The organism is Microcoleus sp. LEGE 07076 (assembly GCF_015207455.1).
GTDB lineage: Bacteria > Cyanobacteriota > Cyanobacteriia > Cyanobacteriales > Microcoleaceae > Microcoleus.
Genome location: NZ_JADEWV010000012.1, coordinates 34,011 through 56,637 on the forward strand (window position 1 = coordinate 34,011; position 22,627 = coordinate 56,637).

Here is a 22,627-nt window from a genome sequence, read left to right on the forward strand (position 1 = left end):
GAGGTAATAGTTCAAGACATTTTACTGAAAACAGATAACGTGTTATTCCGGAAACAGAAGTATTACTCACCTTCAGAAAAGAAAACATACATTTTTGAATTATCGGAACTTGATTCCTTTATTAAGTGTCACCCCACTGTTAATTGTGACTGTTCCAAAAAGACTGTAATATCCTTGACTTCATGATTGATAATACATTATTTAGATCAAGATTTAGCAGCCAGCAAATGCGAGATTTTTGTATCTAAATTAAGATATTTGTACAATTAAATTAAAATTCTACAATTCCGAAAAATTAATGCTTACCGCAACTTATTGAGCGGATACTCAAACACTATATATGGGAGTTTAGAAATTAGATGCGTTTACCCTGGGGGTTTTCCCCGCCAACACCGATGTTCAGTTATCAATCTTAATCGAATATTTGCGAGACAATCGCTGTCTGATCGTACTTGATGACGTGCAGCAAATTCTCAGCAGCGGGCAACTTGCAGGAAATTATAAACCCGAATATGAAAACTACGGAACCCTATTTAAACTCATCGGCGAAATCCCCCACAATAGCTGCTTAATTCTCAATAGTTGGGAACCTCCCTCAGACATTCTCACCTTCACCGACGATAATTCAGCAGTAAGTTTATTACAGTTAATCGGTTTAGGTGAAGCCGCCACAGAAATTCTGAGACAAAAAGGTTTATTAGATGAAGAATTATGGCCAGAATTGATTGAGATTTATCACGGTAATCCCCTGTGGTTAAAATTAGTCGCTCAAACCATTAACAACTTATTTGGCGGTAGAGTTTCTCAATATTTAAGCTATCAACCAGTATTTTTAAGCGATGAATTGACACCAATATTGCAGCAGCACTATCAGCGGTTGTCGGAAATAGAAAAACAGGCGATCGCCCTAATCAGCAATGAAAGTGAACCTGTTTTGCTTACCCAATTGATGGCGAAATCTCAAGGGTCAGAACGCGAATTATTTAAAGCAATTCAATCTTTAGACAGACGGGGAATAATTGCAAAATTGAGCGGTGAAGCTGAAACGGTTTTCACGATTCCACCTGTGTTAAAACAGTATGTTAAAATGGTTGCAGAATAGATACCACCTTGATTAATTGGCGGTTGAAACCGCTACTACACAAACGAATTCCGCCTTCGCGGACTAATAAATAAGGGATATTTAACCAGGATTTTGTATTAAATATCTACCTAAATGAGAGCCAAATATGAGCGCAACTCCTACCCAACCTAAACAAATGCTCACCTTCGATCTATTCATCAAGCAACTTCCCGATGAAGACGGACGCTATGAACTTGTTAATGGAGAAATTGTCAAAATCTTACCAACAATCAGACTGCACGAAAATGTAGCTGATTTTATTCAGAATACGTTTCATGAAGAAGTAAAACTGCTCAACCTGAATTACAAAATATCTGGTAGAATTGTGGTGAGGACGTTAACTCCAAATGGTAAAGAACAAGGCCGCCATCCTGATGTTACGGTAGTAGATAAAACTCTCTGGGACTCAGCTCCTTTCGCTTATTCAGCCCTAACTGAACCCCCACAATTAGTTGTAGAAGTTGTCTCAACAAATTGGGAAGATGATTATATCGACAAGCTGGATGAATATCAGAGGCTGGGAATTTCTGAATATTGGATTGTCGATTATTTAGCTTTGGGTAGCAGAAACTATCTGGGAAACCCGAAAGAACCGACTGTTTTTGTTTACCTGCTTGATGAAAATGGGGTTTATCAAATGGCTGCTTTCCGAGGAACTGAGAGAATTATATCCCGAACTTTCCCAGAATTAGCGCTGACAGCAGAGCAAGTGTTAGATGTATGATATTAAATCCGGTTGCACCGAAGTAATAGAGGAGACGGCAATGCCGTGTCCCTACCCCAAAATAATATTGTAGGGACACGGCACTGCCGTCTCCTAATTTCTTAAATATCTCCGTTTATCTCGCTTGTCTGCGAAGGCAGACTTCGTTGGTGTAAATGCGGTTTCAACCGCCGAAATGCTATCATGAGTGTTGTGTTTGTTTCCTGAAAGAGTGTGTGCACCGGTGCGTCGCTGTGAGATTGTCGATCTTTCTTTGGGATTTTTCATAGCGACGCACCCTACACCTACTACGATCGCATCGCCTGTTTTTGTTCCGCCTTCAAATCGCGGTTGCTAGCAGCAGCCAACTCCGCATCCAACAGCGTCTTACCAGTCGCCGCCAAATACACATCATCCAAACTCGGCCGAGATTGAGCAATCCCAAAAGTAGGCAATCCCGCATCTTTCAAAGCTTGCTGAATTGTCACCAGCGCGTCGCTTTGCGGTGTTACTACTAAATTGAGAGAATTTCCTTGGGCGCTGTTGACAATTACTTCCTGCACAAAAGGCAGAGATTGCATCAGAGTTTTGGCTTTTTGGGCTTCTTCCAGTGGCGAAAACTCCCGAATCCGCAGAGTCACCCGATCGCCCCCAACCCGATTTTTCAACTCCTCCGGCGTGCCCTGTGCAATTACTGTACCCTTGTCAATAATCGCCACCCGATCGGCCAAAGCATCCACCTCTTCGAGATAGTGACTCGTAATCAAAACCGTAGTACCTTCCTCCCGCAAGCGCCGCAGGAAATCCCACACCACCACCCGACTTTCAATATCGAGCCCGACAGTCGGTTCGTCTAACACCAAAACATCCGGCTGGTGCAGCAATCCAGCCGCCAAATCCAAGCGCTTGCGGATACCGCCAGAATACGTACCCGTCTTTTTATTTTCCCACTCCTCCAAACCGAGGAGTTTCACCATTTCGTCAATCCGCCCTTTAATTGTATTGCGGGGTAAATGGTAAAGGGCGGATTGCAGTTGCAAAAGTTCCCGCCCCGTCAGCACCTTATCGAGAGCCACTTCTTGAGCGACGTAGCCGAGTCTTTGTCTGGCAATTCTCGGCTGGCTGACTGCAGAAATGCCAGACACTTCAATGCGTCCGCTGTCTGGCGATGTTAAAGTACAAAGTACCCGCAGGGTAGTGGTTTTACCAGCACCGTTGGGGCCTAGCAAACCAAATATTTCCCCCGGTTCTACCTTGAAGGAAACATCTTTAACGGCTTCTACAGTGCCGTAGCGTTTCTGAAGATTTTCAATTAAAACGGCGGGAGCCATATATTTTGGGGATGAACTGGTTGTTAATATTTTGACACTTCTGCGCTTAAATTGCATAATGGTCGATCGACCAATGCCAATTCCTTGTAAATTTAACTTGTACTGGCGGGTTAGGCTAACCATCTACAGCCTAAAACCAATCATCTCGTACCCGCCCTCAACCAAGGCTCAATCCGGGGCCTGTTTATCGGATACCGCGTTTTGTTTATTTTTATACGATTGATTTTTTGGCAAAAATAATGAGTTTTGAGGTCACTCTAACTTTTGGGCGATCGACTCAAAACTCACTATTTTTGACCAACAACTAGATATGCACCCGAAACCTGTTATTTTATAATTATCTCTACGTATAGGCTCATGTCGATCGCGATTTTCATGATTTAACACCGCTCTCAAATACCTAAAACTGTCTATCCCACTATGAAACGCGAAAAACTTCCCCTAGTGGCAAGTTCTACTTTTAACTCCTGAGCGGGAGTTGGCTGGCACGGCTTTAATCGATAATTTTTACCCAACCGCGGCGCACGTTGTACAGCAGTCGGTTGATGATGGCATACTCATCTTCATTCAGCGTTCTTTCTAAGAGCGCGTATCTGAGCTGTCTCCGGTCGTGGCGAGTCACGACGCTGGAGAACATGACCTGGCCAAATAATTCTTCGAGTGTCATTTGGGAAACTGACATGATAAACCTCCTAATTGATTGAGATAAATAAAATTTTCACACGATCCTTGTATTTATATTATGCTTTCCGGGAGCGCCAATTTAGGCGATCGAAAACATTTACACCGTGTGATTTTTGCGCTAAAAGTCTGTGACTGAGACTTTGACGCCCAGTGACTCGGATCTTTTTAATTTGTGATCCCCGTCACTGATTTTGAAGGAAGAAGGAAGAAGGAAGAAGGAAGAAGGAAGAAGGAAGAGGGGAGAAGGAAGAGGGGAGACGGGAGAGGGGCGATCGGGCGATCGGGCGATCGGGCGATCGACCAATCTCAGGGGAGCCGATCGCCCGCCATTGCTCTCAATCCCTTACTAATCCGTTTTCCTCCTCGTTTGCCTCGCTTGCCAATTATCCAGCTAATTGAGGCATCGGTCAATAGTTGCCACCACCGACTCAGCCAACTCTTTCAGGGCGTAACCCCCCTCCAAACCAAAAGCAATGCGGCGGGTGATTTGCAAGCAATATCCGGTAAAAGTACCGAAATCTGACGGCACCAGAGTCATGCTCGCCAGCGGATCCGACGCATTAGCGTCGTAACCTGCGCTGACAATCAACAAATCCGGTTGAAAATTTGACAAAAACGGTACCACAAGAGATTCAAAGGCGTTCAGGTATTCAGCTATGCCGCCGCCCGGATACAGCGGAATGTTCAGCACGTTGTCGTAGGTGCCGCGCTCGTCTGAGTCTCCCGTTCCCGGATAGCAGGGAGATTGGTGCAGGGAACAGTAGGCAATTTGTCGGTAGTTTTCCACCAAGGACTGAGTGCCGTTACCGTGGTGCACGTCCCAGTCGAGGACGGCTACGCGGTTGATTCCCGGCTGTTCCAGGGCGTAGTGAGCGGCGATCGCAGCATTGGAAAACAAGCAAAATCCCATGGCGCGGTCGCTCTCAGCGTGGTGTCCCGGCGGCCTGGCCAGCACAAAAGCTGGTGCGTTTCCTGCGAGCACTCGATCGACCCCATCGAGCCAAGCACTCGCCGCCAGCAGCGCTACATCGTAACTTTCTGCAGAAATCGGCGTATCGCCGTCGAGGTAGCCGCCTCCCCGACGAGCCAAATGTTCGACTTCTTTGATGTATCTTGGCGCGTGAACTTTTTTGATCGCCGCGATCAGTTCCGGTTCGCGCTCCGCCACTGGCGTAGGCAGTTGCCACTCAATGCGATCGGCGATCGGAGCAGCTTTCAGAGCATTGGCGATCGCCGTTAAACGTTCTGGTCGCTCTGGGTGAAGCATTCCAGTCTTGTGCAGCAAGAAATCGGGGGAGTAGATGACAGGTAGCATCGGCAGATTTTAGTTTTTAGGTTTTAGATTGAAGAATTGTCTGTTTGCTTCTATTCGGCAGAAAGCTTTTTGAAATTTTCATTGCGTTCTGGGAACCCTTTTAATTAGAAGCATCTGATTTTTGTATTTTTTTTTGTTTGATTCCCAGCACTTCCATAGAACCCAAAGCCGACCTAACCCGTGCGCTCTCTTGAAGAACACGCATTAAACCTTGCCCGATCGATGCTTGCTTTAAAATTTTTATCGAACCCTCAAAATAAATCACCAAAGCATCAAACCAGACCGCATCAAAAAACCTTTCTAGTTTCGGCAAATTGATGACTAAATCACCAACTACCAAATCATCAATTGTCCTCGTTTCGTCCCTGAATCTTTCTGGCCACTTTCCCATAAAGTCAAAGGCAAATTGTGATATAATTTTAGGAGTAATTTGCAATATTTGGCAGCTCTACTGAATCCAAATCGATTTTATCGCATTTTTGAGATTTATAGCGGTCAAATTTAAAGTTTTAACGGAGTTTTTCAACCTATGAGTATCTCTGAGTCGCGGATAATCCCGACGGATCTGGGTGGTGAGATGTCTCGATCGTACTTGGAATACGCCATGAGCGTCATAGTCGGTCGGGCGCTACCAGATGCCAGGGACGGTCTCAAGCCGGTTCACCGACGCATTCTCTACGCCATGAACGAATTGGGCTTGACTCCCGATCGACCATTCCGCAAATGCGCCCGCGTCGTCGGGGAGGTGCTCGGCAAGTATCACCCGCACGGAGATACAGCGGTTTACGATGCCCTAGTGCGGATGGCTCAAGATTTCTCCATGCGGGAACGCCTGATCAACGGCCACGGCAACTTCGGTTCAGTTGACAACGACCCGCCCGCTGCCATGCGGTACACCGAATGCCGTCTCACAGCTTTGACTAGCGATTCCATGCTGCGCGACATCGACTCGGAAACAGTAGATTTCGGCGACAACTTCGACGGTTCCCAGCAAGAACCCCTCGTGCTCCCCGCACGCATCCCCCAAATTTTGCTCAACGGTTCCTCCGGGATTGCCGTGGGAATGGCAACCAACATTCCGCCGCACAACTTGGGCGAAATAATTGACGGTTTGGTAGCGCTAATCCACAATCCAGGCATTACCGACCTGGAATTGATGCAGTACATTCCCGGCCCGGACTTTCCCACCGGAGGACAAATTCTGGGGAGAGGTGGCATTCGCGATGCTTACACCACCGGGCGCGGTTCGATTACCATGCGCGGAGTCGCCGGCATTGAAACCATCGAACACGCCGGCCGCCCCGACAAAGAAGCAATTATTATCACCGAACTGCCTTACCAAACAAACAAAGCAGCGTTAATTGAGAAAATTGCGGAACTGGTAAACGACAAAAGATTAGATGGAATTTCCGACATTCGCGACGAAAGCGATAGAGACGGAATGCGGATCGTGATCGAACTCAAACGCGATGCCTATCCCCGCGTCGTCCTCAACAACCTCTACAAACAAACACCGCTCCAATCAAACTTTGGAGCCAATATGTTAGCGCTAGTAAACGGGGAACCCCAACTACTGACGCTCTCCCAATTCCTGAATGTCTTCCTAGACTTCCGAATTGAGACAATTACTCGCCGGACTCAATACGAACTCCGCAAAGCAGAAGAACGCGACCACCTCCTGCAAGGCTTATTAATTGCCTTAGACAACTTAGACGCAATTATTCACTTGATTCGCGCCGCTGCCGACTCCGCCGCAGCGAAACAGCAATTGATGGATAATTACGGTCTTTCAGAACAGCAATCTGATGCAATTTTGCAAATGCAGCTCCGGCGATTGACCGCCTTAGAAGCGCAAAAAATTCAGCAAGAACACGAAGAACTGCGAGCTAAAATTGCCGATTTGGAAGATATCTTAGCGCGCCGGGAACGCATCTTAGAAATCGCTGAATTTGAAGCAGTCGAAATCCAAACCAAAATCGCTACTCCTAGACGCAGCGTCATCGAACACGCCGAAGGAGAAATCGATGAAAGAGATTTAATTGCCAACGAACAAGCAATTATTCTGATCACAGAGCAAGGCTACATCAAGCGGATGCCTGTCAGCACTTTCGAGGCCCAAAGCCGCGCTACTCGTGGCAAAGCAGGCGCGAAAATGAAGGAAGACGACGGAGTAGAACATTTCCTTTCTTGTTGCGATCACGATAGCGTTTTGTTCTTCAGCGACAGAGGCGTAGTTTACTGTGTCAAAGCTTATCAAATTCCCGTCTGTTCGCGGACAGCGCGCGGCACTCCCGTGGTGCAACTGCTGCCGATTCCTATAGAAGAAAAAATCACTTCTATGGTGTCAGTCACAGAATTTACCAGCGAAGAATACTTGGTGATGCTAACTCGCGGCGGCTATATCAAGAAAACCGCACTTTCAGCTTTTGGCAACATCCGCACTAACGGTTTGATCGCGATTTCTCTAGAAGAAGGCGACCAACTGCGCTGGGTGCGGAGAGCAAAAGTTGGTGACAGCATCATCATCGGCACGCGCCAAGGTATGGCGATTCATTTCCGCACAAATCACGAACAGTTGCGCCCGGTCGGCCGCGCGACTCGAGGTGTAAAATCCATGAAATTGCGATCGGGCGACGAGCTGATTAGCATGGACATTTTGCCGAGTTCAATTATTGCCGAAATTGCTGAACTGGTAACGGGAGAATTGGAATTTGAAGGAGCAGAAATTGCTCTGCTAGAAACGGGAGAATTGGAATTTGAAGGAGCAGAAATTGCTGAATTAGAAGCTGAAGATGTGGAATTGGAAGAGGAAGGATTAGAACTGCAAGCTGAGGAAATTGAAGGCGAAGATGCCGAAGAAATTGCCGCAGTTAGCAGCGAAGTTCCATCGGTATTGGTAATCACTAGCAACGGCTATGGCAAGCGGGTTCCAGTTTCTCAATTCCGCCTGCAAAGACGCGCTGGCAAGGGATTGACGGCTACTAAATTCAAGTCGAAAAAGGCTAAAGATTATGTGGCTGCGCTGCGAATTGTCAACGACAGCGATGAGTTGATGATTATTACCAACCGAGGTATTATTATCCGTCAGGCTGTGAGTGCAATTTCCACCCAATCGCGCACTGCAACGGGCGTGCGGGTGCAGCGGTTGGATGAGGATGATTCGATCGTAGCTGTGGCGTTAGTGCCGCCAGTCGGTGAAGAATCGATCGAAGAAGCGGCATCTGAGGAAGCGACAGAGGAGTCATAGGTTAATAGTTTGTAGGGTGCGCTGCGGTGCACCTTACTGCTGAAGGGTAAAAGTGCGATCGGCGGTTGAAACCGCGTCTATACAAACGATGTCCGCCGGACGCCGACTAAAGAATCAAGCTAAAATGCGATCGCCCCTACTCAAAAGTTTTCGCTCAAAAGTCAAAGATTTTTTCCGGTGAGGTAATGATGAGTCAACTCCAAACCAAATTACTAACTGATACCTGGGTTACAGCGACTTGGGATAAATATATAGAAATCATTAAACAGCCGGAGTACGATCGCGCAAAATGCTACTACTACAACGGACAGTTGAGGATTGAAATGGCAGCAGTCGGGCCAGATCATGCTGATGACAACGGAATTATCGTTATTTTAATCAATTTATTTGGCATTGCTAAAGGTATAAAAATGAGACTGCTGGTCAACTGTAGCTACGCCAAAACAGGTGTCAGAGGCGCTCAACCTGATGCTTCTTACTACATCGGAGACCGGGTACAAATGGCATCTCGTGGCAGTTCGGTAGTGAATTTGGATAGCGCAGTTTCCCCAGATTTAGCAATTGAAATTGCCGACAGTTCTCTTGTTGACGATTTGGGCACAAAAAGAATGATTTATGAAGAATTAGGAGTGTCTGAATATTGGGTGGTAGACGTACAGAAAGCCCAAGTTATTGCTTTTAAAATTACTGCTAACCGGGGAAGCGAACGTCTGACAGAATCTCAAATTTTGCCAGGGTTAAAAGTTGCTTTGTTAGAGGAAGGTTTGCGCCGCAGTCGCCAGACGGACAATACAGAAGTAGGCAACTGGTTCTTAGAGGAAGTTCGCGGGAATCCTCAATAGTGCGATCGACTTAGCTATCCCGTGAATCGACCTTTCGCAGTTTTCTACCCAATCATGCCTCAACCGAGTTTTTATAGAAAAAAGTATCGTTAAGCTGTTGCGGCATTTAAATTTTATGTAAAAAACAACCAAACAATGACTGGGGTGGGCAGGAGAGCGGGCCCTGAATATGCAATGTTTATTTGCGCGACAGCTTATTGCGATCGTTTCTGGTATAAAAACCCACTTTCTTAAGGTTTACTGCATAAGTCGTGAGTCAGGATATTTCATGAGATGTTTTGGGTAAGTTATGACAAATAAATTTGTCGTAAGTCTTCTAAACCCTCAACTGTTAACAACCTAGAAGTTATAGTTTGCAGTAAATTCAGATTGTCAATGGCAGAAATTTCTCCAAAAATCTCTAATCCGGAACTGCCAAACTTAAGCTGTAAACCTAACTGAATTCCTTGCAGTAAAGCTTGTTTTGTCTGATTTTGAGCCTCAGTTAATTGTAATTGAGTTTGAGATAACTGTACCTCAGATTCAGTTAACTGTGACTGAGTTTGAGATAGTCTGGAGGCTAATTCCTCCACAGTAGGAATAACATTACCCTCAGCATCGCACCATCTTAACCAAGTATCATTGACACTTTCAAAGACACCACGCCAGAGGGTTAAACCTAAATCGACTAAGGGAAACCAAGTATCGATTTTCGGTACGTAACGCCCTCCTTGTAGTTGAAACATCTGTAAAGGGCGATCGCTCAATTCACCAAGAGGATCGTAAACAACATAATACATTACACCCATTAGGGCATAATCAGTAAATTTGCTACCCAATTCATTCCCCGGAGTCGGAGAAACAATTTCGATCGCAATTTCGGGAGGTTTGCCAAATTCCCAGAGTAAATAGGAACGAACATCTCGCCTATCCCAACTATCCGCAACAGTCACATTTAAACTGAGGAATATATCAGGAACAATCGCCGGATGCCGAACAGTACGGAAGATACCCACATTGGCTGCGACAATGAAAGGAATACCATCATTTAACTCATATCCAGAGAGAACTTCCGTAAGCAGTCGCTGTTGTTTTTCGTTAATGAAACTATCCAAGGGAGTATCGTCTTCTTGTACGAGTTGTGTCGTATCGGGGTATTGACTTGGGTCAAGAGTTATCTGCTCAGACATGGCTGATTTGGCTGGGGTTTAATCAAAATTCAGATTGAGCGATCGTCCTGCGATCATTTTATCTCAATCTGGGTATGTTGTGTCAACTGTTAACAACTTGTAGGGTAGTGACTGCACTCTCGCTATAGCGACTAAAAGCAGACAAATACTTGACAATCGATCCGATAATTGCTATAGCATAATAGAATCAAAAAGTTAATAGCAAAAGTCTGTAAAAATGCCTTATTTAACAGCAGCGAACGACATCAAAGCACTCATCGCTAAAATTTCCAAAGCTAAAATCCTGTGGGTTGACACAGAAATAGCAGACTATAAATCCAACCCCCGATTATCTCTAATTCAAGTATTAGCAGACTCCACAGATGGGACGGGAGATGCCACGTTTTTACTAGATGTATTAGATAAACCTGAATTGGCAAAAAATTTCATCAGCCAAATCATGGTAAACCAAAATATTGAAAAAGTCTTCCACAGCGCCAGCTATGACATCAGATTTCTGGGCAATGACGATGCCCAAAATGTCACTTGCACGTTGCAAATGTCGAGACAGATTCCAGCTTACATTCTGCCATTACCCAACCGACAACTCAAAACATTAATCGAAACACTTTGCGGCATTGCTTATGTAGATAAAACAGAACAAAGCGGCGATTGGGCCAAGCGTCCCCTGACGCAGAAGCAGCTAGAATATGCCAAGATGGACGCGGTTTATTTAGCTAGAGTACACAGCCGCTTGCGAGAAATCCTGGAAGAGTGTTACCCAGATCCCGCCACAGAAAACTTGACAGCATTGGGCGAAAAATATCAGGAAATAGAATCTCAGTGGAAGCCCCTAGATGCAGAAATTGCTGAAGTTAAAGAACGATTTAAAGCGGGGATGCTGGCGCAAAATCTCAAAGATAGTTCTTATTTTCAGCTTTCCAGTTCGATCACGATGAAAGTTGATTTTATGACGCTAGCGAGGCTGACACAAACTGAGGGAATTGAGTTAAATTTTCCGGTGACGCTGACTAAAGAAATTCAAAAACAGTTAGGAAAACTCATCGCCGATCCATCTTTGCAAGTTGAGGATATTGCTAGTTGGCGGTTGAATTCCAACCTACAGCAGCGGCGGAAATCTACTAAGAAAATTGCGCCGCAACCGGAGACTGAGGATTTCACAGCATTGGGGAAAAGGTACAAAGAAATTTTGCCGGAATGGAAGTTGTTGGATTCGGAAGTTGAGCATCTGAAAGAGCGGATCAAAAAAGCAATGTTGGTGCAAAATAAGAGCAATACTCCTGAGTTTAAGTTATCTAGTTCTTCGATTTTGAAGGTGGATTTTGCTAGGTTGGCTAAACTGGCGCAGTCTGCGGGAGTTGAATTAGATTTTATGGTGACGCTGACTCAATACATCCAAAAGCAGTTAGGGGATGCGATTAACAAAATTGATGTGAAAATTGATTATATTACCAGTTGGCGGATGACGGCTAGGACTGTGGAAGATGAAGATGAGGAAATTCCGTTTTGAGTGGAGGGCGGGCACGGGGGCACCGCCCCTACAAGATGTTATTACTCGTTACCAGGCTCAGGCCTGGTAACGCATATCCGGAGGCTCTGCCTCCTTTTTCCCAAGCGAGGCAGAGCCTCTTGCTCTGGGTGCCCGGGCAGGAGCCTGGGAACCAGTTAAATCGCGTTTCATTTTTGCTGTTTGTACCGCAATTAACCTTGTTCTTCCAAATACTCCGCAACTGCTTGCAAATCTTCCAATCCTCGATTCAAGCGGTTCAGCATAGCTTCCCCAATCTCAGTATCAAAGTTGAGTTTAGGATTTTGCAAAGCTAACTCTTGAATTGCCTGTAGCCATAGTGAAAGCGGTACATGGCGCACAGCTTTGCGTAACCCCATATTTGCCAATACTGCAAGATAAAAACCTGTCAAGTCTTGCCCTCCATAGTTATAGAAACCATCCCATAGTTCTAGTTTTTCGGGTGTGTAGGCTGCGTATTGATCGAAAGCGATCGGTGTGCGATCGAGTTGGGGTTGTGGCAGTGGTGGTGTATCCATATTTTTTGCCTTGTAATATTACCATATACTATATTTTACAGTTGATTTCAATCTACCATATTTGAGCAAGGTGGGCAAATGCCCACCCTAATTCCTACTTTCCTACGGTGAAATACTCATTCTTAGCATACACGCTAATAATGCAGTCGCCCACTTCAAAAAACATCCCCTCTTGCTCATCTTTAGAAAATTGTAAGTTGCCATACTTAGAGCTAAGTTCATCCGCAGTCGCCGCTTTTGCCTCCATTTCATCGGGAATAAGTCCGGTTGAACCGATGTAGAAAACTAGCGGCGAAACTTTCTCAGCGTACACTTTTTCGGCGTAGGTTTCTAGTCGCTCGTTTGCACGGGTTAAAGCAGCGACAAACTCGTTTCGATTGACATCTTCTCCCTGCCATTTTGCTTGCAAAAGGCGCAGCAAACTGTCTGCGCCAACTTTGGCTAAAGTAGCGCTAACAATTCCGTTATCCTCCAACCCCAAAAAGTCATCGAAAATCAGTTTCATCAAGTCGTCAACTTTGGTGATTTTGGTGCGGGATGACAGCGTTTTGTGCGCGAAGACAACAGGCTCATCTAAGGTGATGTCAAAGGTGGGTTTTGCTAGTTTTTCGCCAGTGTTTTTGTGGTAAACTTCGTAAAGGCGATCGAGAAATTTGTTGGCTGAGTGGAATTTGCCGAAGTTGAGGATGTTTTTGCTGCCGATGTCGATTTTGTAGCTGACTCGCGAATCTACTTCACCGTTGGCGATCGCACTTTTCAATTCCGTATATTCCGTCGTCGTCGGAAAGTTGAGGTAAAGGCTTTTCGACAGATAGTGCTGTTTCAACTCTTCCAACTGTTGAGCCGTATAACTCTCGGATTCTTCTTTCAAATGAGCCGAGAGGATGCTGGAGAGAATTTTAATGTTGGCGAGTTCCTCAAACACTCCGTCAAGGCTGCTGTAACGTCCGTCAAAAGGCACTAGCGGCAAACTTTCTAAGTTAATATCATACTCCGAATGGAAGTCAAAATCTCCCGCAGGCAAGCCGTCTTGTTGGAGGACACCGCATTTGTTGAGCAAGTCAAACACGGGTTTGCTGCTGATTTTGGTTCGCAGCGACTTGATATTAACTTCGCCGTCGCTGACAATGCTATAGTTGTTGAAAGTATTGAGGTCTGTCACCAGAATTCCTGCCACTTCTGCGATCGCACTTCCATCCTCAACTTTTACCAGTTTAACTTTCCTGGTAATCAGCATATTGATGGTAGCAGTATTTTGATTGATTGCAAATGAACCCATCCGCACGTATTCGCCACCATCTAAAAATTCTGTTTTCAGCCAAGGCTTGACAAGGTTGCCGTTTTCGTCGCGCTTTCCTTCAATTCGTTTTAAACCTTTGCGCTGATAGTTTTCTTGCAAGTGTTTCAAGTTGATGATGATGCTGTTGCTGTTTTCCTCTAATATCTTGACTAGCTCCAGCAGGGAAATTTTGTCGCTGACTTTTACCCGATCGCCAATTTGATGATTTTGCAACACATCAGGCGCAAACACAGCTTGTTCCAAATCCTCCGTAAACTCGGCTATTTGAGCATTTGTCAAGGCTTTAGCGTGTTTTTCCGTCAAAGTCGCGTCGAAGGTACTCGCCAGCGCGTACTTCGCCGTATTTAAATTGCCATCAGCAAGGTTAGCTTTGGCAAAAGCAAACACCGAGTCATCAGTTTGAGCAACCGGAATATCTAGTTTATCATACTCTTCTTTGGTGACTTGCTGATACTTGTAAAACAATCCTGCATCGTCTGCTTTCAGCCCGCAGATTTTCAGCGTACTCGATGAACCGCTGATTTTCCTGCCAGTTTTGGAAACAAAAACTTGATAATCGTATTCCTTGATTAACGGTTCTTCCAGCGGTGGCGCAACGGAACCGCCTAACAGTTTTGTACTTTCATAAAGAGCATCATAAACCATTTTGACTTCGCCAGCGCGGATGCAATTTCCCGATAAGGTGTTGGCAATTTTGGAGAGCAATTTGAAGTCAGCACAGCCATAGGATATGGTATTTGCAAACACATCCATGTCTTTGAGTTCTTCGCAAATTTCTGCTAGTTTTGCAGATTCGGAATTAGCACTGGGGTCATTGGCATAACCGTCTGTGTGCAAATTAATTGCTGTCACTTCTCCCGCTTTCACCAGAGATTTAGCTAGTTCCATCGACTGCGATATGCAGGTACAGCCAGCGGTGTTTATTTTTTGAATTTCTTTGATGTATTGAGAGTCAAACTTCATCACTTCTTGAATCGGAATTCGCTGGAAGTGAGAAATTACATCCCGATTGTCAGCATAGGAAATTAAGCTGATTATTAGCTGGTAATTGTTGTATTCGTCTAAGGTCAAAAGCTTGACTAGGGTTTCTTTCAGCGGCTTTAAGTCATAATACATTGAGCCGGAGCGATCGATAATGATGATGCTGTGGGCGACGGATTTTTCGGGGATATCCCCGGGCTTTCTTTCGAGATTTGTGCGATCGACTAAATAGAATGCTTTTTCGTTTCCGGCAAAATTGTAGAGCGTAAATTTGGTGCGATTATTCGAGGCTGCTTGGCTGCTGGAACTTTTGATCTGAGATGATTGTTTGAAGTGCCGTGCCATACTTTTCACCTGTGTTGACTTATTCGTCAATACTATCTTGACACGGCATTTTGTGGGTGTCAAGGCCTGTGTGGAAAATTATCTGGTAGGCTAAATAAGCATTAATACTTAGTTATTGTAGGGAAAGTGCGATCGCTCTACTGTCTGACGATTAGGGCCTCGATCCCCCCTTAAGAAGGGGGGAACCGGAAGCACTCAAAGTCCCCCTTTTTAAGAGGGATTTAGGGGGATCTAGACTAAGCTATAAACGAGATTTATCAAGGATTTTAGGCAATTGTTCACACTAATGCACTGCGTACCTCACCGCTATGAGTAGCGCGTCAAACCACTTTTTGCGCCAGTCCTAAAATATTTAATCAATAATGCTTAATTTAGACAATCCGCTGCTCAAACTTTATCTAAATCTGATCGGATGGGTAGCAATCGGATTCATTTTTGGCAGCCTGCTACCGAGAAGCTGTGCTACATATTTAGCTAAGTTTTTGTTCTTTTTTGGCACACCGTTGAGCATTGTTGCTTTCATCCGCCGCGCCAATTTGTCTGGTACTATTTTGATAGCACCGCTGACAGCTTGGACGGCAATTGTAGCAGGTGGGGGACTCGCTTGGCTTTTGATATATTTAGTCAGCGCTGGACGTTTCAAGACTCTTAACCGGCTCGCAAAAAATACCTCGGAACACACAACTGCCTGGAGTTTGCCGAATCGAGGCAGTTTTTTATTAGCGGCGATGTTTGGCAATACTGGTTTTTTAGGCATTCCCGTCAGCTTGTCTTTATTGGGATCGGAACACTTTGCTTGGTCGTTGTTTTATGACTTGCTGGGCACTGGAATGGCAATCAATATACTCGGAATTGCGATCGCCTCTGGCTGCGGTAACAGCGATCGGCATCAGCATTGGTTAACTCCCCTGCGGGCAATTTTGCAGAATCCGGCACTGTGGGCTCTGGCTGTGGGATTTGTCTCGCGCAATTGGCCGCTGCCGACACAAATCGAAGCATTGCTAACAACTGGTGCTTGGGCTGTAATTAGTTTATCTTTGATTGCGATCGGGATGCAGTTGAGCAAGTTGAATTCTTTGCACAATCTCAAACAAGTTTTGAGTTGTCTGGCGATTAAAATGCTGTTGATTCCTTTGGTAATTGGCGCGGGTTTAACGTTTGTTGGCATTGCGGGCGCGCCGCGGCTTTCGCTGGTGCTGCAAATGGCAATGCCTCCGGCTTTTGGTACTACTTTGCTGGCTGAAGTTTTTAATCTCGATCGCGAATTAGCCGTAACTGCGATCGGCATCGGCTGCCTTAGTCTATTATTCACTATTCCCATCTGGATGCTGCTATTTAGTTTTTCATGAATATAGAATGTGATTAGTTTAAGAACTGCGTTATTTCAGTGACATGAATCACAATTATTCAGCGATCTATGTCATGTTCATTTTACTTGATAATCACTGGAGTTGGAAATTCAATTTCCTTCTGCTAAGCTACAAATAGTCTACGGATTAGGCAGATAATAAAAGTATGACAACTCAAAATTTTACATTGACAGGTTATGAAATTATCGATCGCATTTACTCAGGCACTCGCACCCTAGTTTATCGAGGTTTCCGTACTAGCGACAAACAGCCAGTCGCCATCAAAGTCCTGCACAGCGAATATCCCAGCTTCAGTGAACTCATGCAGTTTCGCAATCAATATACCATTGCCAAAAACCTCAATTTACCAGGAATCATCGAAACATACAGCTTAAAAGCTTACCAAAACAGCTATGCGCTGGTAATGGAAGATTTCGGGGGAATCTCTCTGAAGGAATGGACTCAACAAGGGGAAACTGCGCCGAATTTAAGCGAATTTTTGCAAATGGCGATCGACATCAGCAGTACATTAGACATACTTGGCCGCCACCGCATCATTCACAAAGACATTAAACCAGTCAATATTCTGATTAATCCCCAAACCAAACAAGTCAAACTAATTGACTTTAGTATTGCATCTTTGCTGCCTAGGGAAACTCAAACCCTGATGAATCCTAACGTACTCGAAGGGACACTCGGCTACTTGTCACCCGAACAAACGGGCAGGATGAATCGCGGCATTGACTACCGCACTGATTTTTACTCTTTGGGTGTGACTTTTTATGAATTGCTGGCGGGAGAATTGCCGTTTCAATCCAACGATGCGATGGAATTGGTACACTCTCATATTGCCAAACAACCGCCATCGCTGCATCAAATCAATCCAAAAATTGCGCCTGTACTCTCGGAGATTGTCAGCAAGTTGATGGCAAAAAATGCTGAAAGCCGCTATCAGAGTGCTTTGGGGCTGAAATTTGACTTAGAATTATGTTTGAGTCAAATACAACAAAATGGTAGAATAGAAGGTTTTGAAATAGGTCAGAGAGATTTGTGCGATCGCTTCATCATACCAGAGAAACTATACGGACGAGAGGCCGAAGTATCAACCCTACTCCAAGCATTTGAAAGAGTCAGCAAAGGCGCAACAGAAATGATGTTAGTAGCGGGTTTCTCCGGCATCGGCAAAACCGCAGTAGTGAACGAAGTCCACAAACCCATTGTGCGACAGCGCGGCTATTTCATCAAAGGCAAATACGATCAATTCCAGCGCAACATTCCCTTGAGTGCATTTGTCCAAGCCTTCCGAGATTTGCTCGCACAAATACTATCAGAATCAGACGCGCAACTGCAAACTTGGAAAACCAAAATTCTGTCAGCAGTTGGAGACAATGGACAAGTCTTGATTGAGGTAATTCCCGAATTAGAAAATATAATCGGTACTCAACTCCCTGCTCAAGAGTTATCAGGCAGTGCGGCCCAAAATCGATTCAATCTGCTGATGCAGAAATTCGTGCAAATATTTACCAGCCGAGAACATCCTTTAGTGATATTTTTGGATGACTTGCAGTGGGCAGATTTGGCATCGCTGAAATTATTGCAACTGTTGATGCAGGATACAGGGCATTTATTGGTGTTGGGTGCTTATCGAGATAATGAAGTATTCCCGGCTCACCCATTTATATTGACAGTGGATGAAATGGTCAAAACTGGTGCAAGAGTGAATACTATTACGTTGCAACCATTGAGTTTGGCAGATACAAATCAATTGGTTGCAGATACATTGAACTGTGATGCACAGTTGGCTCAACCTTTGACTGAATTAGTGGATCGCAAAACCCAAGGCAATCCTTTTTTCACAACGCAGTTTCTCAAAGCGCTGCATGACGATGGACAAATTACCTTCGATCAAGTTCAACGCTATTGGGAATGTGATATCGCTCAAGTGAACGCGCTGTCTCTCACCGATGATGTGGTGGAGTTTATGGCAACGCAATTGCAGAAATTGCCAGCCACAACGCAACAGGTGCTGAAGTTAGCGGCTTGTGTGGGCAATCAGTTTGATTTGAATACCTTGGCGATCGTTTCTGAGCAGTCTCAAACCGATGCAGCAACGGCCTTGTGGAAAGCTTTACAAGAAGGTTTGATTCTCCCCACGAGCCAAATCTATAAGTTCTTTCAGGGGAGAGAGAAATCGGATATGCAAAATACGGTCAATCCCAAATATCGTTTTTTGCACGATCGCGTCCAACAAGCCGCTTATTCTCTGATTCCACAAGATCGACAACAGTCAACTCATTTAACAATTGCTCGCTTGCTGCGACAAAATACCCCAGATGCAGAACTAGAAGCCAATATTTTTGAGATTGTCAACCACTGGAATAGCGCGATCGCACTTCTAGTCGATCCACTGGAAACAACCAATCTCGCCCGACTCAATTTAATTGCTGGAAGCAAAGCCAAAGCAGCTAATGCCTACGAACCCGCCCTGAAGTATTGCAGGACAGGTCTAGCTCTTCTAGACGATCTGGGTGGCTGGCAGAACCAAACCAGCCTGATGCTGGCATTGCATGAAGGTGCAGCATCAGCGGCTTATCTCTGTGGTGATTTTGCTCAAATGGAGCAGTGTGTGAGCGCGATCTTAGCTCAAAAACTGGCTCCTCTTGACCTGGTTAAAACCTATGAAATCCAGATTCAAGCCCATAGCAATCAGGGTCAGTTTTCAGAGGCGATCGCGATCGCACGAAACGCCCTAGAGCAACTCAATATTCATCTACCCCAACAACCAACACCCGCAGATATTGTCCCAGCCATGCAAGAAGTGGCTATATTACTCAATGGCAGAACTGCCCATGATTTACTTGATTTGCCTTTGATGACAGACGCGATATCTTTGGCAAGTATACAGTTACTGTCGAGTATTACGCCAGCCTCTTATAATTCTGCCCCCTTACTGTTTCCCTTTGTCGTTTTAGCTCAAATCAAACTATCGATGCAAGTAGGTAATACAGCCCTCTCTGCTTTTGGCTACAGTGCGTATGCTGTTTTATTAAGCGGTGTTTTAGAAGACTTCGATGCAGCCTATGAATTTGGTCAGCTAGGATTGAAACTGGCGGAGAAGTTTAAAGTGCCACCTGTTCAGGCAAAGGTGAATATGGTTGTCGGAGCTTTGATTTTTCACCATAAATCCCACTTTAAAAATAGTTTGCCTCTACTGACAGAAGCATTCAAAATTGGGCTAGAAGTGGGTGATTTTGAATCTACTGGCTACAGTGCTTCCAATCATTGTCAATTTTCCTATGCTGTTGGCAAAGAATTAACGACACTGCGGGCAGAAATAGAAATTTATCTCGCCACACTTCTGAAGCTAAACATCGTCACGAACTCAAACTACATTTTTACTATTTTGCAAACTATCCGGCGATTACAAGCGACTCGAAATGAGGCTATGCTGACTGCCCAAAAGGAGTTGCATCATACCTTAACTACTTCTAATGATTTAACCGGATTACATATGTATTGGGTTTATCGGCTGACAGCTTCCTATTTGCTCAACGAAATGGTTGAGGCAAAACAAGATGTGGTGGCAGCACGCCAAACCTTAGCCGCCGGCGCAGGTCAGATTAGCACACCCATTTTTTACTTCTATGATTCTCTGACAGCCTTGGTTGACTTTTCGGAGGTGACAGACAAAACGGCAGTCCTCGATCGCGTTTCTGAAAACCAGACCAAACTGCACCATCGCGCTTACCACGCGCCGATGAACTTTCAACACAAATATGACTTGGTTGAAGCAGAAAAATGTCGCGTTTTGGAAAATAAAATTGAGGCGATCGATTTGTACGATCGCGCCATTTCTGGAGCCAAAGAAAACGGCTATATTCAAGAAGAAGCATTAGCCAACGAACTCGCCGCTAAATTCTACCTTCATTGGGGCAAAGAAAAAATTGCTCAAGTCTATATGACTGAAGCCTACTACGGTTATGCGCGCTGGGGTGCACAAGCCAAAACCGACGACCTAGAAAAACGCTATCCCCAACTACTCCAACCCATTCTGCAACAGCGACTACTCAACCTAAATCCCCTAGAAACGATCGCCACCATTGCCCATACATCAATTTCGACATCTACTCACAGCAGCAGTAGCAAGATTTCCGATGCCCTAGATTTCGCCTCCATCCTCAAAGCTGCCGGGGCCATTTCTAGTAGTATTGAACTCGATGAATTGATGACTAGCCTCACCCGCATTCTCTTAGAAAACTCTGGGGCGAAAAAATCGGCTCTGATTCTCCTGCAAGATGGGAATTGGCAAGTCAGAGCAATGACTTCTGTCAATTATCAGACCAACTCTGAAGAGATCCAAACTGTTCTTGATTCCCAACCCTTAGATACTTGTCAAGATGTGCCGAGGAAGATTATTCAATATGTCAAAAATACTCAAAAAACCGTTATCATCGATCGCCTAAAACCCGAAATTTCTGGACTGATTGGGGACTATATGCTCGCCCATCAACCTCAAAGCGTATGTTGCACGCCGATTATCAATCAGGGTCATTTGGTGGGGATTCTCTATCTGGAAAATCAACTTACTAGCGGGGTATTCACGAGGGCTCGCCTACAACTGATCAAACTCCTTTCCTCCCAAGCCGCCATCTCCCTAGAAAATGCACGGCTTTATCAACAATCTCAACAAGCTTTGCTTGATTTACAACAAGCTCAATTACAAATTGTGCAGAGCGAAAAAATGTCGGCATTGGGTAACTTAGTGGCGGGAGTTGCTCACGAGATGAACAATCCTCTGGGTTTTATTTCAGCCAGCCTCGAACAATCTAAACCGACTGTCGCCGATCTGATCGAACACTTAAAATTGTATCAAGACGCTCTTCCTAATCCCGGAGAAGAAATTCTCGATCATGCAGAAGAGATTGACCTGGATTATAGTTTAGAAGATTTTCCTAAGTCTCTCAATTCAATGGTCATGGCTTGCGATCGCCTGAAAAACATCAGCACCAGTTTAAGAACATTCTCCCGTGCGGACAAAGATTACAAAGTTTCTTTCAATATTCACGAAGGGATTGACAGCACAATTCTTATCCTCAAACATCGCCTCAAAGCTAACGAAAAACGTCCCACCATTGAAGTAGTCACTGAGTATGGAGATTTACCGAAAATCCAGTGTTTTCCCGGACAGCTCAATCAGGTATTTATGAATATTCTGGCGAATGCGATCGATGCGTTGGATGAATCAAATACAGACAGGAAATTTGGCGAAATTGCAGCCAATCCCAATCGGATTATAATTCGGACGAGAGTGGAAGGCGAACAAGTAAAAATTGATCTCGCCGACACTGGTAAAGGAATATCAGAAGATGTTAAATCTCGCATCTTCGACCACTTATTTACAACGAAGGCTGTAGGTAAAGGGACGGGATTAGGATTGGCAATTGCGCGTCAAATTATTGAGGAAAAACATGGCGGAAAAATTACAGTTGATTCTGCCTCTGGCGAGGGGACTGTGTTTGCGATCGTGTTACCTGTTAGCGAAGAAAGTCATTAGTCATTGGTGATTGGTGATTAGTCAGAAGTGCGATCGCGTCCCCCCCCGAGCGAACATTCGTCAGAAAAGTGATGATAGCGGTTTTCAACTCTTCTGCTTTGCGATTGGACTTTAGTCCGAACGATCGAACCTATTTGCTGCCACTCCAGACACTGGGAAAATTTCCCGCGCCCCTCCAGCAAATTGACAAAATCTCAACTATGCTAACGTAGGCAAGCAGCAATGCCTTGTCACGCAGGCGATTGACATAATTTAAAACAATTAATTTTATTGAGGAGCGGTGTATCCCCTATGGCAAACCTGATCGGCACAGACAGCAACGACTTTATTCTAGGAACTCCGCAGGGCGATCGAATTCGCGCTTTAGATGGCGATGACACGCTCCTGGGTGCCGGAGGAGACGACACCCTAGAAGGCGACGCAGGCAACGACCAGCTTCTGGGAGGCGACGGAGGAGATTCGCTGTTTGGGGGCGAAGGAAATGACGAACTCATTGGCAACCAAGGTCGCGATTTTGCTTTAGGCGGCAACGGCGACGACTCGATTCGCGGCGGTTTGGGCAACGACATCCTCGAAGGCAACGACGGGTCAGACACCGTATTCGGAGACGCGGGGGACGACTTGGTTAGGGGCGACGG

The 22,627-nt window shown here is 45.2% G+C and carries 16 protein-coding genes; 9 read left to right on the forward strand and 7 right to left on the reverse strand.

The window, feature by feature from the left end:
• Positions 1-424 precede the first annotated feature (424 nt).
• Both IQ270_RS03555 and IQ270_RS03560 read left to right on the forward strand, forming a co-directional pair.
• Positions 425-1,102: a hypothetical protein gene (locus IQ270_RS03555; RefSeq protein ID WP_228056049.1), complete on the forward strand. Its 678-nt coding sequence runs from the start codon at positions 425-427 to the stop codon at positions 1,100-1,102.
• Positions 1,103-1,229: 127 nt separating this feature from the next.
• A complete protein-coding gene (locus IQ270_RS03560; RefSeq protein WP_193971884.1) occupies positions 1,230-1,847 on the forward strand; it encodes a Uma2 family endonuclease in 618 nt (205 codons plus the stop codon).
• Between the two features lie 287 nt (positions 1,848-2,134).
• Here IQ270_RS03560 and IQ270_RS03565 read toward each other — a convergent pair whose 3' ends face one another.
• Together IQ270_RS03565 and IQ270_RS03570 are read right to left on the reverse strand one after the other, a co-directional pair.
• Positions 2,135-3,157, reverse strand: coding sequence for an ATP-binding cassette domain-containing protein (locus IQ270_RS03565; protein ID WP_193971896.1), 1,023 nt, complete (start codon positions 3,155-3,157; stop codon positions 2,135-2,137).
• Positions 3,158-3,650: 493 nt separating this feature from the next.
• Positions 3,651-3,839 carry a hypothetical protein gene (locus IQ270_RS03570; protein WP_193971885.1) on the reverse strand — a complete coding sequence of 63 codons (189 nt, stop codon included), beginning with the start codon at positions 3,837-3,839 and terminating at the stop codon, positions 3,651-3,653.
• A 193-nt stretch (positions 3,840-4,032) separates the two neighbouring features.
• Between IQ270_RS03570 and IQ270_RS03575 the strand changes: the two genes are divergently transcribed.
• On the forward strand, positions 4,033-4,191 hold the full coding sequence (locus IQ270_RS03575; RefSeq protein ID WP_193971886.1) for a hypothetical protein: 159 nt from the start codon (positions 4,033-4,035) through the stop codon (positions 4,189-4,191).
• Positions 4,192-4,232: 41 nt separating this feature from the next.
• Here the strand turns inward: IQ270_RS03575 and IQ270_RS03580 are convergent, their stop codons facing one another.
• Both IQ270_RS03580 and IQ270_RS03585 read right to left on the reverse strand, forming a co-directional pair.
• The gene (locus tag IQ270_RS03580) at positions 4,233-5,156 is read right to left on the reverse strand and encodes a histone deacetylase (RefSeq protein WP_193971887.1); all 924 of its coding nucleotides are present in this window, start codon (positions 5,154-5,156) and stop codon (positions 4,233-4,235) included.
• A 100-nt stretch (positions 5,157-5,256) separates the two neighbouring features.
• Entirely contained in the window at positions 5,257-5,547 is a 291-nt protein-coding gene (locus IQ270_RS03585) for a hypothetical protein (protein ID WP_193971888.1), read from the reverse strand.
• Between the two features lie 138 nt (positions 5,548-5,685).
• Here IQ270_RS03585 and gyrA point away from each other — a divergent pair, with 138 nt between their 5' ends.
• Positions 5,686-8,403, forward strand: a complete 2,718-nt coding sequence (gyrA, locus tag IQ270_RS03590) for a DNA gyrase subunit A (RefSeq protein ID WP_193971889.1) — start codon at positions 5,686-5,688, stop codon at positions 8,401-8,403.
• Positions 8,404-8,588: 185 nt separating this feature from the next.
• Positions 8,589-9,245, forward strand: coding sequence for a Uma2 family endonuclease (locus tag IQ270_RS03595; protein ID WP_339384254.1), 657 nt, complete (start codon positions 8,589-8,591; stop codon positions 9,243-9,245).
• A gap of 287 nt (positions 9,246-9,532) precedes the next feature.
• Here the strand turns inward: IQ270_RS03595 and IQ270_RS03600 are convergent, their stop codons facing one another.
• Positions 9,533-10,414, reverse strand: coding sequence for a Uma2 family endonuclease (locus IQ270_RS03600; RefSeq protein WP_193971890.1), 882 nt, complete (start codon positions 10,412-10,414; stop codon positions 9,533-9,535).
• A gap of 217 nt (positions 10,415-10,631) precedes the next feature.
• On the opposite strand from IQ270_RS03600, the gene IQ270_RS03605 reads away from it, so the two are divergent.
• Complete coding sequence (locus IQ270_RS03605) at positions 10,632-11,924, forward strand: ribonuclease D (RefSeq protein WP_193971891.1); 1,293 nt, start codon at positions 10,632-10,634, stop codon at positions 11,922-11,924.
• Positions 11,925-12,115: 191 nt separating this feature from the next.
• Here the strand turns inward: IQ270_RS03605 and IQ270_RS03610 are convergent, their stop codons facing one another.
• Together IQ270_RS03610 and IQ270_RS03615 are read right to left on the reverse strand one after the other, a co-directional pair.
• Positions 12,116-12,460, reverse strand: a complete 345-nt coding sequence (locus IQ270_RS03610) for a hypothetical protein (RefSeq protein ID WP_193971892.1) — start codon at positions 12,458-12,460, stop codon at positions 12,116-12,118.
• Positions 12,461-12,554: 94 nt separating this feature from the next.
• Positions 12,555-15,086 carry a vWA domain-containing protein gene (locus IQ270_RS03615; protein ID WP_193971893.1) on the reverse strand — a complete coding sequence of 844 codons (2,532 nt, stop codon included), beginning with the start codon at positions 15,084-15,086 and terminating at the stop codon, positions 12,555-12,557.
• A gap of 362 nt (positions 15,087-15,448) precedes the next feature.
• Between IQ270_RS03615 and IQ270_RS03620 the strand changes: the two genes are divergently transcribed.
• From IQ270_RS03620 to IQ270_RS03630, 3 genes are all read left to right on the forward strand, one after another.
• Entirely contained in the window at positions 15,449-16,435 is a 987-nt protein-coding gene (locus IQ270_RS03620) for an AEC family transporter (RefSeq protein WP_193971894.1), read from the forward strand.
• A gap of 166 nt (positions 16,436-16,601) precedes the next feature.
• Positions 16,602-21,989, forward strand: coding sequence for an ATP-binding sensor histidine kinase (locus tag IQ270_RS03625; protein WP_193971895.1), 5,388 nt, complete (start codon positions 16,602-16,604; stop codon positions 21,987-21,989).
• A 291-nt stretch (positions 21,990-22,280) separates the two neighbouring features.
• On the forward strand, positions 22,281-22,627 hold a 347-nt coding region (locus IQ270_RS03630; RefSeq protein WP_305076206.1), incomplete at its 3' end, for a calcium-binding protein.